Origin of the sequence: Bacillus swezeyi, assembly GCF_030908325.1 — a bacterium.
GTDB lineage: Bacteria > Bacillota > Bacilli > Bacillales > Bacillaceae > Bacillus > Bacillus swezeyi.
The window spans coordinates 701,439-716,488 of record NZ_CP133085.1 but is presented as its reverse complement, the minus strand read 5'-3'; the positions used below and the strand labels follow the sequence as shown (position 1 = coordinate 716,488).

15 protein-coding genes are annotated in these 15,050 nt (G+C 43.5%); 6 read left to right on the top strand and 9 right to left on the bottom strand.

What is annotated here, in order from left to right:
• Position 1: 1 nt before the first annotated feature.
• The 3 genes from RBH91_RS03320 to RBH91_RS03310 form a co-directional block, all read right to left on the bottom strand.
• Complete coding sequence (locus RBH91_RS03320) at positions 2–1,867, bottom strand: acyltransferase family protein (RefSeq protein WP_307893470.1); 1,866 nt, start codon at positions 1,865–1,867, stop codon at positions 2–4.
• A 231-nt stretch (positions 1,868–2,098) separates the two neighbouring features.
• The gene (gene rsiV / locus RBH91_RS03315) at positions 2,099–2,959 is read right to left on the bottom strand and encodes an anti-sigma-V factor RsiV (RefSeq protein ID WP_307893469.1); all 861 of its coding nucleotides are present in this window, start codon (positions 2,957–2,959) and stop codon (positions 2,099–2,101) included.
• The gene (locus RBH91_RS03310) at positions 2,959–3,456 is read right to left on the bottom strand and encodes an RNA polymerase sigma factor SigV (RefSeq protein ID WP_307893468.1); all 498 of its coding nucleotides are present in this window, start codon (positions 3,454–3,456) and stop codon (positions 2,959–2,961) included. The genes rsiV and RBH91_RS03310 overlap by 1 nt, the downstream gene beginning before the upstream one ends.
• A 358-nt stretch (positions 3,457–3,814) precedes the next feature.
• Here RBH91_RS03310 and RBH91_RS03305 point away from each other — a divergent pair, with 358 nt between their 5' ends.
• Together RBH91_RS03305 and RBH91_RS03300 are read left to right on the top strand one after the other, a co-directional pair.
• Entirely contained in the window at positions 3,815–4,078 is a 264-nt protein-coding gene (locus RBH91_RS03305; protein WP_307893467.1) for a CD3324 family protein, read from the top strand.
• A gap of 335 nt (positions 4,079–4,413) precedes the next feature.
• Entirely contained in the window at positions 4,414–5,247 is an 834-nt protein-coding gene (locus RBH91_RS03300; protein WP_307893466.1) for an alpha/beta fold hydrolase, read from the top strand.
• Between the two features lie 203 nt (positions 5,248–5,450).
• Here RBH91_RS03300 and RBH91_RS03295 read toward each other — a convergent pair whose 3' ends face one another.
• Together RBH91_RS03295 and RBH91_RS03290 are read right to left on the bottom strand one after the other, a co-directional pair.
• Positions 5,451–5,768 carry a YolC/YozM family protein gene (locus RBH91_RS03295; protein WP_404802466.1) on the bottom strand — a complete coding sequence of 106 codons (318 nt, stop codon included), beginning with the start codon at positions 5,766–5,768 and terminating at the stop codon, positions 5,451–5,453.
• Between the two features lie 271 nt (positions 5,769–6,039).
• Positions 6,040–6,405: a putative zinc-binding protein gene (locus RBH91_RS03290; RefSeq protein ID WP_307893465.1), complete on the bottom strand. Its 366-nt coding sequence runs from the start codon at positions 6,403–6,405 to the stop codon at positions 6,040–6,042.
• Between the two features lie 483 nt (positions 6,406–6,888).
• Between RBH91_RS03290 and RBH91_RS03285 the strand changes: the two genes are divergently transcribed.
• Together RBH91_RS03285 and RBH91_RS03280 are read left to right on the top strand one after the other, a co-directional pair.
• Positions 6,889–7,674, top strand: coding sequence for a cyclase family protein (locus RBH91_RS03285; RefSeq protein WP_307893464.1), 786 nt, complete (start codon positions 6,889–6,891; stop codon positions 7,672–7,674).
• Positions 7,675–7,794: 120 nt separating this feature from the next.
• Complete coding sequence (locus RBH91_RS03280; protein ID WP_307893463.1) at positions 7,795–7,929, top strand: hypothetical protein; 135 nt, start codon at positions 7,795–7,797, stop codon at positions 7,927–7,929.
• 121 nt (positions 7,930–8,050) lie between these two features.
• Here RBH91_RS03280 and RBH91_RS03275 read toward each other — a convergent pair whose 3' ends face one another.
• The gene (locus RBH91_RS03275) at positions 8,051–8,674 is read right to left on the bottom strand and encodes a DUF2306 domain-containing protein (RefSeq protein ID WP_404802489.1); all 624 of its coding nucleotides are present in this window, start codon (positions 8,672–8,674) and stop codon (positions 8,051–8,053) included.
• A gap of 245 nt (positions 8,675–8,919) precedes the next feature.
• Positions 8,920–9,816: an ROK family protein gene (locus RBH91_RS03270; RefSeq protein ID WP_307893461.1), complete on the bottom strand. Its 897-nt coding sequence runs from the start codon at positions 9,814–9,816 to the stop codon at positions 8,920–8,922.
• Between the two features lie 461 nt (positions 9,817–10,277).
• Between RBH91_RS03270 and RBH91_RS03265 the strand changes: the two genes are divergently transcribed.
• Both RBH91_RS03265 and RBH91_RS03260 read left to right on the top strand, forming a co-directional pair.
• Positions 10,278–11,585: an amino acid permease gene (locus tag RBH91_RS03265; RefSeq protein WP_404802488.1), complete on the top strand. Its 1,308-nt coding sequence runs from the start codon at positions 10,278–10,280 to the stop codon at positions 11,583–11,585.
• Between the two features lie 152 nt (positions 11,586–11,737).
• The gene (locus RBH91_RS03260; RefSeq protein WP_307893459.1) at positions 11,738–13,111 is read left to right on the top strand and encodes a serine hydrolase; all 1,374 of its coding nucleotides are present in this window, start codon (positions 11,738–11,740) and stop codon (positions 13,109–13,111) included.
• A gap of 218 nt (positions 13,112–13,329) precedes the next feature.
• Here the strand turns inward: RBH91_RS03260 and RBH91_RS03255 are convergent, their stop codons facing one another.
• Together RBH91_RS03255 and RBH91_RS03250 are read right to left on the bottom strand one after the other, a co-directional pair.
• Positions 13,330–14,235 carry an NAD(P)/FAD-dependent oxidoreductase gene (locus RBH91_RS03255; RefSeq protein ID WP_307893458.1) on the bottom strand — a complete coding sequence of 302 codons (906 nt, stop codon included), beginning with the start codon at positions 14,233–14,235 and terminating at the stop codon, positions 13,330–13,332.
• 82 nt (positions 14,236–14,317) lie between these two features.
• Positions 14,318–14,719 carry an RrF2 family transcriptional regulator gene (locus tag RBH91_RS03250; RefSeq protein WP_076761287.1) on the bottom strand — a complete coding sequence of 134 codons (402 nt, stop codon included), beginning with the start codon at positions 14,717–14,719 and terminating at the stop codon, positions 14,318–14,320.
• Between the last annotated feature and the right edge of the window lie 331 nt (positions 14,720–15,050).

The following is a 15,050-nucleotide window of genomic DNA, read 5'->3' as shown; positions in this document are numbered from 1 at the left end:
GTTATTTCATTGCTTGAACGATGAGATCTGCCAAAGCCTCAGCCCCTTTCGGCACAAGGTGCACGCCGTCAGAGGTGAAGTATTCGGGATGTTGAAGGGCTTCGCTGTGCCAATCAACCAATGTTACATTTTTCCGGTTATTCGCCTGCCGCTTTAATGATTCATTTACCTTGCTTTCCCATTGACGGGGAACACGAGTATTGACGAGGTAAATATCAGCCTTTGAGAAGGCATTAAGCAACGCATCCATTTGGCCGTCAGTAAAATATCCGTTTGTTCCCAGCTCAATGATCACAGCTTTATCCGGCTGATTAAACGATTCGTATGCTGATGTCAATTGGAGCGCTGGCGACACCTGCCTTCCAACTTTTCCGTCGATTGTGATCCCGGGCAACCGATGCCGGAGATTTGAAGCGATGTCAAGCATGACGGAATCGCCGATGGCCAACACTTCTTTTTCGGAACGATTTGGCGGTTGCTGATCTTGATTTTCCTTTGTTTGCTGATCGCTCGTTTCAGCCTGATCTTGGTTTTCATCTGTTTTCGTCTTTTCGTCTTTCTCTTCCTCATTTTGATCAGATGGCTGATCTGGTGCGGCGCTTGTTTCTTGGTAAGATTTAGAATACGTCCATTGCGGTTGTTGTTTTTCGTCGGCCAATCCGGACAGCCCTCCCGCAAAAATGAGAAGGGCGGCAATCATGAGCCCCATCGATACTTTATTTAAGACGGAAGACGTTTTCCATTCCAACAATTTATTGAGAAAAACCGCGCGGAAAAATGGCCTGAATCCGTCCTCCCGGATCGGCTTCTCTATAAAGCGATACGATGCCTCGGCAAGAATTAACGTAACAGCTACCTTAACAGCAGCATGCCAGTACACTGGATTTCCGATCTCCTGCACAGGCGTACTCAGCACGATGACAGGATAATGCCAAAGGTATATGCCATACGACCTTGTGCCAATCCAGCGCAGCGGTTTCCATGAGAGCAAATAGCCTACAAAGCTGCTCGGATGACTCACACATGCAATAAAAACGGCTGCAAATAGGCTGATCAGCAGCATTCCGCCGTGGTAGAGAAATGGGGCGTATTCATCAACAAAATAAATGCAGAGTATCAAAAACGCAAAAGCCGCAAGCTCAGTTCTGTGCAATGCATGCTTCAGCTTGTTTGGCAGCCTGTTTGAAGACAGTCTTTTCATCGGCCACACAAGGGCTAAAGCACAGCCGGACAGCAGTTCAAAAGAACGTGTATCTGTCCCGTAGTATACGCGGCTCGGATCACCGCCCGGGACATACAGAACACTCATCCAGACGGCTGAACCAAGTGCAAGCAGCAAAACCGCTACCGCCAGCCGCTCTCGTTTTTTCAATATGTACATTCCGAAAAGCAAAAGGATGGGCCACACGATATAAAACTGTTCTTCAATCGCCAATGACCATAGATTCTTGAGAGGCGATGGAGATCCGAAGCTATCAAAATATGATAGGTTATGGAAAATAAACCACCAATTGCTGACATACAAAAGTGAGGAGGTCGCATCTCCCCGTACGGTATGCATCAGCTCTCTGTTGAACAATACGGTCCAGATGACAGTGGCGATGATCATAAGCACCGCCGCAGGAAGCAGCCGCCGCATCCGGCGCAGCCAAAAATCTCGAAAACTCAGGGTGATGTCATTTCCATACGCCGGCAATATAATCGATGTAATCAGGTAGCCAGATAAAACAAAGAAGATGTCCACCCCAATAAAGCCGCCGTTTGCCCAATTAAAGTCGAGGTGGTAGGCGATGACCGCCAAAACGGCAAAAGCCCGAAGTCCGTCAAGCCCCGGTATGTAGCGGTGATGTTGTGTCTGATCCAGCATGGTATTCCTCCAATGATTTGTGCGGTTGTTCTCGTGTTTTTCTCGCGCCTTTTTCAATGGCTCCGATAATAGACGCAGAAGGGGCGGTTTTTTGTTTCAAAAAATATGTATGAAATGTCCTAAACTTTTTTTCTCAGAATGCCGTCTCTTTAGTATAATAGTTTCAATCTGCTGTTACAAATTAACAAAAAGAAGAAAAATCCATGATTGCAGGGATCATGGTTTTTTTAATTAATGGATATAGCGGCTGCCGACGAGGAGCTTTGAAATGACGCCTGTCGGTATTTCAAACTCTACAGCTCCCATATACCCCGGTGCGACTTCATATTCGTCAAACGATATCACCAGTTTATGGTCTTCAATAATGTAAAAGTTTTGATCAGGCTTCATTCGTTTGAAAGACTCTGCCTCTTCATCATTGAGCCAGTATATTTTATTAGGGTCATCCTTCATTTGCTGTTTCATTTGTTCTTTTATGTTTTCGCTGATGACATCAATATAGCGGTCGTCTTTAAACAAACTCTTCAGCGTAAGCAGGATTTCGTTCTTTTTGTCGATGGTGATATAGCGCCGCTGTGTATAGCTGGACGCCTGCGTTTTTTCGATATTGCGGCGGATCGAGATCAAATCCGGCGTGTCTGTCACCGTCTCATAATCGCTGTAAATGCTGAGATGCCCTTTTTTATTTTTGGATGTCGCCTTCATAAATTCCTGATACAGCTGCCGGCTTTCTCTTACATATTTTTCATTGATGCCATCCTCAAGCTCCCGGTTGTTTAAGCCGGACAGCGCCGGGGTCTTCACATCAATGCTGGATTGATCATTCTCCTGTTTGATCTCGATGAATGTGATGGCTTTGACGACCTTGCCGATGACGGGTATGCTCGACATGGCCTGCGCCGCTCCAGGATTGATATTGACAACCGCGGTCAATAATACAGCAGCTGCAACAGCTGTTGATGCGGGCCACATCACGATCCTTCTCTTCTTCTTTGGTTTATTCCGAAGCGCTGTTTCAACAACTTGATCCAGCTCTTTAGGTATGGGGACATTTTTGTACTCTTCTCTTAATTGTTCTAATTTCTTTTCCATTAAGAAAGATCCTCCTTCGTCAAATGGATGCGCATCAGCTTCAGCCCTCTGTAAAGGCGAGTTTTGACGGTATTCAAGTTTTCGTCAGTGATTTCCGCTATCTCTTCTAATTTGAGATCTTCGAAAAAACGCAGAATGATAATCGTTTTATATGGATGCGGCAGTTCTTCAAGCGCCTCATACAGGTCTGTATCGCGGTAGGTATCTTCCTTTCCGCTGCTTAAAAACTCTATCGTTTGCTCATCCATGACCTTGAGTTTTTTCTGCTTTCGCAAAAAGTCAATTGCAGTGCGTACCAGAATTTTATAAAACCAGCTTTTAACCGTATCTGGATTGCGGACAGAATCGACGGAAGCCAGCGCTTTTTTAATGGATTCCTGAACAATATCTAATGCGTCTTCTTGATTTTTCACATAACTATAGGCCAGCCGGTAAAAGTCTTCTTTCCTGTCTGTTATGCAATCGACAAGCGACGCCTTGGCTGTTTGTGTCTTCATTGCAATAAAGAGCTCCTTTTTTGAATATACGTATATAAGCTGTTACATATGGATAGACGTGGTAGGCTGAAAAATAGTTTGCGCGGGGATCATTCTTTTTAGTGGAAAATATTTGGTCATCCGGGCTGATAATCAAATGCAAGTAAACTTGATTTCATTTATAATAAAAAACAACTTCAGGGAGGTGATGAACGTGGCAAACATCAAAATGCCAGATAATGCAGCGTCTCATGCAAAGCCTGTTATTGGAAAGGCGATACTTTGCATGGGGCGGACATTATAAATCGCCTGAGTGAGCTTTTCTGATATATGGCTTTGCACCTTATTTTGCTTATTAAAGAATAAGGAGCTGGCAAACATGGCATACGTAAAAGCAGCCGCTGTTCTACCTGAAAAGCTGATATCAGAAATTCAAAAATATGTTCAAGGGGAAACAATCTATATCCCCAAACCTGAATCAGCCCGCCAAAAATGGGGTGTGTGTTCAGGAGCGAGAAAGCTGATTGATGACCGAAATGCTTCGATAAAAAAAGCTTTTAAAAATGGCGCGACGATGGATCGGTTAGCCGAGGAATATCACCTCTCCGTCGAAACGGTTAAAAAAATTGTTTACACAAAATAAACTTCCGCACTGATCCTTGTGATCAGTGCTCAGATTGTTGACAAAATCCTAAAACGGTTTAAAGTTTTAGGATTTTGTCATCCTTTTCAGCGTGATTGAAAACCCTTGCAGTCTAGGAAGGACGAGCATCGGAGCGGAGCGAATGTTGGAATTCGTGAGCACCGACGCGCAGGCCTGACAACGAATGCGAGGGTTTGCCGACACGCTGCGCACTGATCCTTGTGATCAGTGCTTTTAAGTATGGCAAGTTTGTTTATTAGCTGATTTCTGCATTTCATACCCTTTCTGCATCATTTAATGTAAAAGTGATGATGCAACGAGAGGAGAATGTTGTCATGACTTATACAAAACATGGCGTATTGCAGGTTCCAGGCGCAAGCCTCTACTACGAAATGCGCGGATCGGGTCCTGTACTGCTTATGATACACGGGGGCAACGGCGATGCTGATTCATACCCGATCGCAGACCTTCTTTCAGACCGCTACACCGTTGTCACGTATGACCGCCGCGGACACTCCCGCAGCAGACTCGAAGACCCAACCGAAAACTACCGGGTTTCTGCACATAGTGATGACGCCCATCGGCTGCTCGCCAGCCTGACTGATGAACCGGCCTATGTGTTCGGCTGCAGCTCCGGCGCGGTCATCGGTCTTGATCTTGCTATCCATCATCCTGAACAAATTCGCATGATGGTGGCACACGAACCTCCAATTCCGCAATTGTTGACCGGCAGCGATCACACCAAAGGGGTAAAGAGCCTGGAGGACCTTGAACAGCAATATAAACGAAGCGGTTTGTCGGCTTTAGAAACGTTCGCAGCAGCGATGGGCATCACTTCATCCGCTCAGCCGGAGCGTCCTCCAGAACGGACGGACCAGCTCATGGCCAACATCGATTATTTTATCCTATCTGAGGTGCCGGGCTTGAGAGAATACAGGCCGGACATCGGCAGATTAAAAGCCTCATCAATTGCGGTCACACCTGCCGGAGGCATTGATTCACAAGGCTTTCTCCCGTACCGGTATGCAGAAGCATTGGCGGATCATTTGGGAACGGGTGTTGTGGACTTTCCCGGCAATCATGTGGGCTGTGTATTATATCCGAGGGAATTCGCGGAGAAGCTGGATGAGGTTTTTAGAAATAAAACAACAAAAAAACCGAGGGTTTAAACCCTTGGTATTTTTAAAGCGGCCGGAAAATCACAGTTTAAATAAATCCTCCATTGACGCGGATCGTCTGGCCTGTGATCTATTGCGATTTTCCGCTGACCAAAAGGTTCATTTCTGTCAATTTGAAATGGGAAAGGCGGTACGAAACCATTAGATCGATAGCACCTCCAAGAGATCAAGTCAGAAAAGGAAAAGCAGGCGACTCAGCCTGTTTTTCTTAATTTAATTCTTCTCTTGTTTGCGACCCCCAAAGACTTTTTTTCTAAAGCTTCAATGTCCCCTTGAATGATCTCAATGTCGTATTTTTCTTTTGCTTCTTGAGGTAAGTTCTGATCTAAGTATTCTCGCAGTCTTTCTTCACTTTTGGTTTCATCCATGCCGATTGATATAGCGGGATCTGTATCTCCAATCATATAACTAACTAAACCAAACTTATCCCATGCGCTATCCAGTACTTCTTTTAGAAACAAGAAAAGGGCTAAAATCAAAACTCCAACTAATTTTTTCTTTTTTCCCGGCACATCGCAGAATTTAAAACGATGTTGTAAAGTTCATAATCTCAAAAAATAAGTTTTTTAAAAAGAATCAATCTTACCATAAAGATGCATATAAACGGTTGTATTGTATTCGCCGTACATACCACCGCCTTGATGTCATTAAAAGACAAAAGATGACAGACACTTAACCGTGAAACGCCAACCTAACAGCGCAGAATCACGATGTGAAGGCATAACAAAACGACTACCTAGATAGCCGTTTTCCAAATGAATGATAATCGTTTGATTCATCCGTTTAAGTCTCAGAATTCATGAGATGCAATATCTTTTCATAAGCATTCATGTAAAGGACAGGATCAGGGTCTGCGCCTTTTTTCTTTGGCACATCAAAATCCGACAATACAAAATGATGCTTTGGCTGAACGTCATGCTTCGCTAAACAGCTCTTGCAGCAGCACAAGGGACAGCCGTCAATCGCAATGATATCCCGTCCGGATTTGGCTGTTTTGACAAGCGGTTTTACTTCACCGCCAACACCGGCAATGCAAGACATTTCGGCAATTTTTTCCCGATCCATTTTTATCGCGATCATGTTGGCCGTTTGTGCGGCTGAAGAACATCCGGAGCATGAATACACAAGAGGCAAATCCGTTCTTTTCATCGGTTAACTCATCCCCTATTTCTCTTCATTTTTCCAGCAAAAAAACTATCATTCACACTACACGAGCTGCTTCGTTAAAACTGTGAGCTATATCACTTTTTTCAATTCACAGCCAAATTTACAAAAATACTAATCATACAAAATCCGAGCCGAGACTTAAATGATGCTTACACAGATTTTCAGAAAGAATCCGGAAGAAAATTAATTTTACATTCGCTGATCGTCTATAAAAGAATCCTTGAAAATGAAGCGGCCTATACAGTTTGGGCTCATTTCCAGCAGCTAGAAAATGACGCCGCTGAGACTTTAAGAAAAACAATATACTAATGCAGCCTTTCATCCGTGTTTCATTTGCTATGATAATAGATGCATTTTTGTTTAATGTACATAAAGGAACATTTTTAGAAAAACTGTAGGTTGTTCATTTCCCATTCATTTTTTAAAATTTGGATATCATCATTTTCCAGCAAAGGAGTGAACCATATGAAAATACGTCAAATCATAGATTTATCAGTATCCTTAAGAGGGGATATTCCATCTGACCCGCCGGGCTTTATACCTGAAATTGAGTATGCGGACCATAAACAAGGCGCTCAGCAGATGGCCCAAAGCTTTCCCGGACTTTCTGTAAACGACCTTCCCGGCCATGAAGGCTGGGCTGTAGAAAAAGTAAATATATCAACGCATGCAGGGACGCATATAGATGCCCCTTACCACTACCGCTCTGTTACGGATGACGACAAGCAAATGCCGACGATAGACGAGATTCCCCTTGATTGGTTTCACGGCCCCGGCGTTACGTTAGATTTCAGACATTTTGAAGATGGACATGTCGTCACTGCAAAAGAAATCGAAACTGAACTGAACCGAATCAATCACAAGCTGGCTCCCGGGAATATTGTGCTTGTGAATACATCGGCTGGCGCCAAATACGGGGAAAAGGATTACCTTGACAGCGGCTGCGGAATGGGGCGCGAAGCAACGCTCTATTTAACTGAGCGCGGCGTGCGGCTTGTCGGAACCGACGCTTGGAGCTGGGACGCGCCATTCAGTAAAACAGCTAAACGCTACGAGAAAGAAAAAGATCCTGCCATTGTGTGGGAAGGACATTTCGCCGGAAGCAAAATTCCTTACTGTCAAATTGAAAAGCTTGCTAATCTAGATCAATTGCCTTCTACCGGTTTTTATGTAATGGCTTTTCCAGTTAAAGTTCAAAAAGCCTCAGCCGGCTGGGCGCGTCCTGTTGCCATTCTTCATTACGAGGATTAAATCAAGGAGGGCATCATCTATGGCAAGAATAAAATTGCTTGATATTGATTCAATGAACTTGCGCTTGCTGAACAGCTAGAAGAACAAACAGCATCAAAAGAAATCGGGGAATTGGAGAAAGTGTTTTTTGAATTGGCCGAGCGTTACAAAACGTTCCTTCATCTAAAAGAAAATTTCAACAAGTCTCTTGTCATTGAAAATCCGGCCGGCGAAATCACAGCCATGCTGCGGCAATGGGGCATCCTTCTGTTATGACTGATTACGGCCTTTACTTATATATAAAAACAAAAATACCAGGGGGCTAAAACCCCCATGGTATCATTTGATGGAACAAACAAAACTTTAACCTAACAGCCTTTTACCGCTTCATGCCGGCCTAGCCATTCACAGCTGCATGCCACGTATTTGGCGCTTTTCGAAATATATATCGAATGATACATTCAGCTATAGCAACATTCAGCACAATAGCCCCATAAACGCCTATCGTATAGCTCGTCTCATATATTAAGCCTAATCCGCTATGACATACAAAAGTAATCAAATGAATAAACAAGTTGGTAAAACAGAATACATAGCTGCGGATCATCCACTTCCGGTGCTTGTGAAACTGCTTTCGCCTCGCTTGAATGACAGAGATAATCGTGGCAAACGGCCAATACATGTTTACCATATTAAAAGCGATGCTCACAATTCGCCCTCCCGTAGAGTTCGGCGCCATATAGCCTGACGAAAGCGTTACGATCATCACGCAAACGACATAGATATAGCCATTCAACCGGTGGAACTTGCGGCAGCTTTTCAATAGCCTTCCAGAGAAATTGACAGCGCCGGCCAGCATGGCCACACAAGCAGCAATCACGTGGACATACATGACATTTAACCAAACCGGAAGATCAAAAGAAGCACGTAAATTCGTTTTATGGATGAGAAAGGCTGTCGAATGCGGATCATGAATCAAATTTGCAAACAAGGTGTACAGTATATATATCGTGACGAGCATTATCATTGCCGAAAATATCGTTACTCTTTTTTTGCTCAGCTTATATTCCTCCTCATTTTAAGCTGTTTTCAACAAAGGAAGGGAGCTTTTTAATGCAAACGCAGTTTCCTAAGACCGGGTACCTGATTCCTTTTTTAGAATACACCAATCCGGTTATGATGCAACGACAAAAAAGTGACAATTTGAATGGGATTTCGGTGAGGAAGGAATGAGGGGCTCCGGAGATTCAATCCCCGGAGCCCCTTTTAGTCTACAGAAATGTTTTTTTGTTTAAACTCAAAAAAGTGATACAATGCTCCAAGCAAATTTGCATCATTTTTAAATGTGCAGGCAACGACATTTGGGCTTGCAACATGCATCGGGTTGTTTTTCTTAATTTTATCGATTGCCTGCCGGATCGTTTCTACAACGACAGGCTGCGCGCTGATTCCTCCGCCGATCGCAATGATTTCCGGGTCGATCAGGTATTGCAGATTCATCATTTGGACCGCAAGCTGCAAGCAATACTCTTCAAAAATAGCCTTTGCTTCAGAATCCTGCTGATTGATCAGATCAAATACATCTTGGCCCTCTGCCTTTATACCTTTCTTTTTTGAAATCGCTTTGATCATAGATACGGAAGAACCTGCACTTCCGAAAAATTCTGCACGCAATGAAATAGGGTTGATATGATTCATCATATAGCTGGCTTCCCCTGCCGACAGGTGACTCCCGCGATGCAGTTGTCCATTGATAATCAATCCGCCGCCTACTCCGCTTCCCAGCACCAGGACGATTGCATTCCTATGTCCTTTCACACTTCCAAGCCATAATTCGGCTAATGCCGCACATTTCGCATCATTTTCTACGGTTATCGGAACGGCACACTTTTCTCCGAGCAGTTCGATCAGATTTTGATTGTGCAAATAAGAGACCATTCCTCCGTGGTATACGGTCCCCGTATTGATATCAACCGTACCCGGGCAGCTGACGGCGATGCCTTTTATTTTTCTCGGGCTCGATGCATAAATGTCTGTCATGCTTGCAATCAATGATTTTAGACAATACGGGGTAGGAAACTGATCTTTTGATTGTATATTTCCTGCCGTATCTATTAATGCCTGCTTCACATAGGTCCCGCCTATATCAAAAGCCAAATACATGTCCATGCCTCCAAAAAAATCTGTTAATGAATGCTCCGGTTTTTGCTCCTTTTGCCTTTCAAGCGAACCATACTTAAGAATGCAACGCTATACATATATTTTAGACCGATTTTCTGATCAACGGCTATTATAGAAATTTGCTCTCGGTTCCTCTTTCTCCTGCTCATCGTTTAAGCTATCAACACCTCTCTGTTTCAAGGAACCAGTTAAAGCCGCAAAAACTCTATCGCTATAACATGTTAATGAGGCGGATCTTGGCTTTCTTAACATCGTTTGCAGACGAATCAGCAGAAAAATCCTTTTAATAAATTCCTATAAATTTTAGTGTTATAATAGTACATAAAAATTACGGGAGCAAAGGGGTAACAAAACAAGTTTATTGGAGGCACATCAAAGTGACAGACGATATCACACATCATCAAACATTATCGAGAGGCCTGAAAAACAGGCACATACAGCTCATGGCCATCGGCGGAGCCATTGGAACCGGGTTGTTTCTCGGCTCGGGGAAATCGATCCATTTTGCCGGGCCGGCAATTTTATTTGCTTACATGATCACAGGGATCATTTGCTTTTTCATTATGCGTTCCCTGGGGGAACTGCTCTTAAGCAATTTGAACTATCACTCATTCGTTGATTTTGTACGAGACTATTTAGGCGATATGGCTGCCTTTATCACGGGATGGACCTACTGGTTTTGCTGGATTTCGCTGGCGATGGCCGATTTGACAGCAGTCGGGCTCTATACCCAGTATTGGTTTCCTGAAGTGCCGCAGTGGCTGCCCGGATTTATCGCCCTTATGATTTTGCTCATCATGAACCTGGCGACCGTAAAGCTTTTTGGAGAATTGGAATTCTGGTTCGCATTAATCAAAGTCATTGCGATACTGGCGCTGATTGGCATCGGCCTTTTCATGATTATAAAAGGGTTTTCCACAGAGTCAGGTACAGCGAGCTTCTCAAATCTATGGAGCCACGGCGGCATGTTCCCAAATGGACTGCATGGATTTCTCCTTTCTTTCCAGATGGTCGTCTTTGCATTTGTCGGCATTGAACTTGTCGGACTCACGGCAGGAGAAACAAAAGATCCGGAAAAAGTTATTCCGAAAGCGATCAACAATATCCCTGTCCGGGTTTTGCTTTTCTATATCGGTGCACTTCTTGTCATTATGTGCATTTATCCGTGGAATGTCATCAATCCGAATGAAAGTCCATTCGTTCAAGTCTTTGCTGCGATCGGCATTATTGCAGCTGCGAGCATTATCAATTTTGTCGTGCTCACATCGGCAGCTTCGGCAAGCAATAGTGCGGTCTTCAGCACAAGCCGGATGGTATATTCGCTCGCCAAAGAACACAATGCACCCGATGCCATGACGAAACTGACTTCGCGCAAAGTACCGAGCAATGCATTATTCTTCTCGGCCGTCGTCATTCTGATCGGCGTTTCTCTGAACTATATCATGCCGGAAGAAGTATTTACGCTGATCACAAGTATATCTACCATATGCTTCATCTTTATTTGGGGCATTACGGTCATCTGCCATTTGAAATACCGCAGAACAAGACCCGATTTAGCGAAAGCGAATCAATTCAAGATGCCGCTTTATCCGTTTTCAAACTACGTGATTCTTGCATTCCTGGCGTTTATTCTCGTTGTGCTGGCACTTGCGACGGATACGCGTGTTTCCCTATTTGTCACACCGGTTTGGTTTATTTTGCTGATTGCGATTTATAAGATGAGAATAACGAAGAAACATTCAGGTGCATGAGGAAATGTGTTCGGCCTGCAGAGGAAAAAGATTTTTCTCTGCAGGCTTTTTATTTTTTCATAAGGCGATCGGTCATAACCTGCCAAAACCAATGTCTCTTTTGGTGGGAACCTCTATTTTCCATATACGTATAAAAAAGAGGAGGTGGAGAAGTGAAACAGAAAAAAAGAGATCGGCTTGCCAATCTGTTTAGTGTGTTAGGAGAAAGAAATCATCTAAACGCAGCGGTGTTAATTGCAGAGGAAGGCGACATCCTCTATCAGAACTCCTTCGGTTATTCAAATCTGCCGGAAAAGCGTCCATTGCAGGAACATTCATTATTTGAACTAGCATCGCTTTCAAAGCCGTTTACCGCCTTGGGAATCATGCAATTAGCACAGCAAGGGGCAGTGAATATCGAAGATTCAGTGGAGTGCTGGATTCCGGAATTTCCCTATCAGGGCGTAACGATTCACCATCTATTGACACATACGTCGGGCCTGCCGGATTATTTTGAATGGTTTCTGAATCATTGGGATCATAACAAGATTGCTGTTAACCAAGATATCGTTGATATGCTGATAAACCATCAGCCGCCAGGTTATTTTTCCCCTGGGGAAGGCTGGCTGTACAGCAATACGGGATACGTGCTATTGGCGGTGATCATTGAAAAGGCATCCGGTTTGAGCTTTGCCGATTTCATGAAAAAAAGCATCTTTCATCCGGTGAACATGCGGAGCACAAGGGTGTACAACAGAAGGCTTCAGCCTGAAATCATTGACGATTATGCGTTTGGATATGTGTATGACGTACATACAGGACAGTATGTGCTGCCTGACGACCTTGAGGAAACCGAATATGTCTATTATCTTGATGGAATACAAGGAGACGGGACCGTAAACTCAACAATTCAGGATTTATTTTTGTTCGACAAGGCTTTATATACAGACAGCTTGATCAATCAAGCTTCCAAAGAGCTTGCTTTTTCTCCCGCGCGTCTGAAAAACGGCGAGACTGTAGATTATGGGTGCGGATGGGTGCTTCAAGACAATCCCGAAAAGGGACGGATCGTCAGTCATAGCGGAGGCTGGCCAGGCTATTCGACGATGATGATTCGATATATTGATCATCAAAAAACGTTCATCTATTTGAGCAATGTGGAACAGGACGATGAATATGAACAGGCCATCTTTAAAGCGGTGGACAATATCTTGTTTGATCAAGCATACACAATACCAGACCGTCCTGCTGATAAAAAGAAAAAAGAAATCGATCCGGCCATTTACAGGCGCTACATCGGCAGTTATTCATTTCAAGACGGAACCGCCGTTTATGTGACATCTGAAAAAGAGCGCCTCTATATGCAAATCGCCGGTCAAGTTCGGTTCGAGTTATTTCCATCCTCGGAAACACGCTTTTTTCTCCGGTCATTGTCTGTGGAAGTCGAATTTATTGTAGAAGAAAATGCTGCAAGCCGATTGATCATCTTCCAAAATGGGGCTGAAGAAGAAGCGGCGCGAGTACCTGAATCAGACAGAAAGGAATGACCGCTAAGCTTGGAACTATCGGCCTTTCTAATTACTTGATTCTAGATTCCAAGCGTTCATTCTGATTGTGCCGGCACTGGCAACGGATTTGTCACACCGGTTTGCTGCGATTTATAAGGGGCGGAAGCCGAACAAGCATCAGGTGTAAGTAAAGCGAACACATCAGCCTGCAGAGAAAACTGGGTTTTTCTGCAGGCTTTTTTATTACTTCATAAGACTTAAAACCGCTCCAACGTTAAATCGGTGTTGACGGAAACGGCAGCTTTTTGACCATCGGCAGCAGAAATAATGAGTGAAGAGGAGGCCGATTTTTCGGTTTCTCCGGCAATATACACGTTTTTGCTTGTTGTGCGGCCCGCGCCGTCTGTTGCAACTGTTCCATCTTCGTCAATTTCACAGCCAAGGTGTTTAGCAAATTGATTAGGGCGGTAAAAAGATGGCACAACAAATCCGCCAGATCTTGATATGGTTTCCCCTGTTTCAAATTCAATTTTTTCTAAATATCCGTTATGACCGTTTAAGCTTTTGATAGGCTCAGTTTTGATGATGATCTTTCGTTCCTTCAGTTCTTGAGCACAATCTTTAGAAAGCTCCACACCGTTAGTGGCGACAATTAAATCGCTTGACCAGTTATAAATCAATCTAGCCATGTGCATGGTATGCTCTTCTTTGTCCGCGATGATGATGAGCGGCTGATCCCTCATCTCCCAGCCGTCGCAATATGGGCAGCTAAACAAGCTTTTGCCATAAAATTCTCTTACACTTGGAAAAGGAAATTCTTCTTGAACACCTGTTGCCAAGATTACTTTTTCTGTATAAAATGTCTTGTCATCCATTGTTCTGACGATCATTCGTTCTCCGCCAAACTCCTTCCGAATTCCGGTGACTGTTGTATGAAAATAAGATACGGACGGGTAATTCTTCAACTCATTTACTCCAGCCTCCTTAAACGCTTGAGGGGTTATGCCGTCTCTGGTCAGATATCCATGTGACTGCTGCGTCACCCTGTTTCTATTCGTTCCATTATCCATTACTGCAATATTCCTTCTTGCCCTTCCTAAAGTTAAACCTGCACTTAATCCTGCCGGACCTGCGCCGACAATCACGCAATCAAAAGTATTCATCTCTATCCATCCTTTGCTTTTATATATAATTAAGGACAATAAAACTCCGTAATATCTTTAATAAGAGGGTAAATAAAGCGGCTTAATCAGCCACTTTCATTTGCTTAGCGATATCGGCAATTTTTTGATCCTTTAGTTCATCCAGCATCTTTTCTTCCGCAGAACAGATGACCTTTTGTATCAAGCAATTGGGATCATGACTGATACAATAATCAAACATTGACACAGGGCCTTCGATGGCCTGGATGATGTCTAAAAAAGAAACGCTCTCCCAATTATGCTTTAGCTTATAACCGCCATTCGCGCCAGAAATGGATTCAACCATCCCAGCCTTGACAAGCTTCGTCAATATTTTCGACAAATACGTTGTCGACACCTTTTGGTACTCGGCAAGCTGGTGAACGCCTATGTGTTTCTCCGGTGTATGGACTGCCAAATATAGCATTGTATGTAATGCATAGTTCGTCGCCTTTGAATATTTCATCTCAATCATTACCCCTCAATTAAAGATATCTCGTGTCTACAATATCCTTTATCCGGGTGTATGTCAAGGTGCCATTGATGACAGCCATCGCCCACCTTAATCATTATTGCATTTTTAAACCGGTCTGGGGATCAAATACAATAACGTAAAATCTTATTTTATTTCAGAATGTTTATTGAAAATCAACAGTATGATGCCTGATGCTATGATGCTTATGATGAAAGAAGCTGTGTCTAATTTCAATAAATGTTTTACTCCATTAATAAAAAATGATGATAAAACGTATATGGTAATAGCACTGAGTGTAAATATTCTAAACCATCTAGGTATT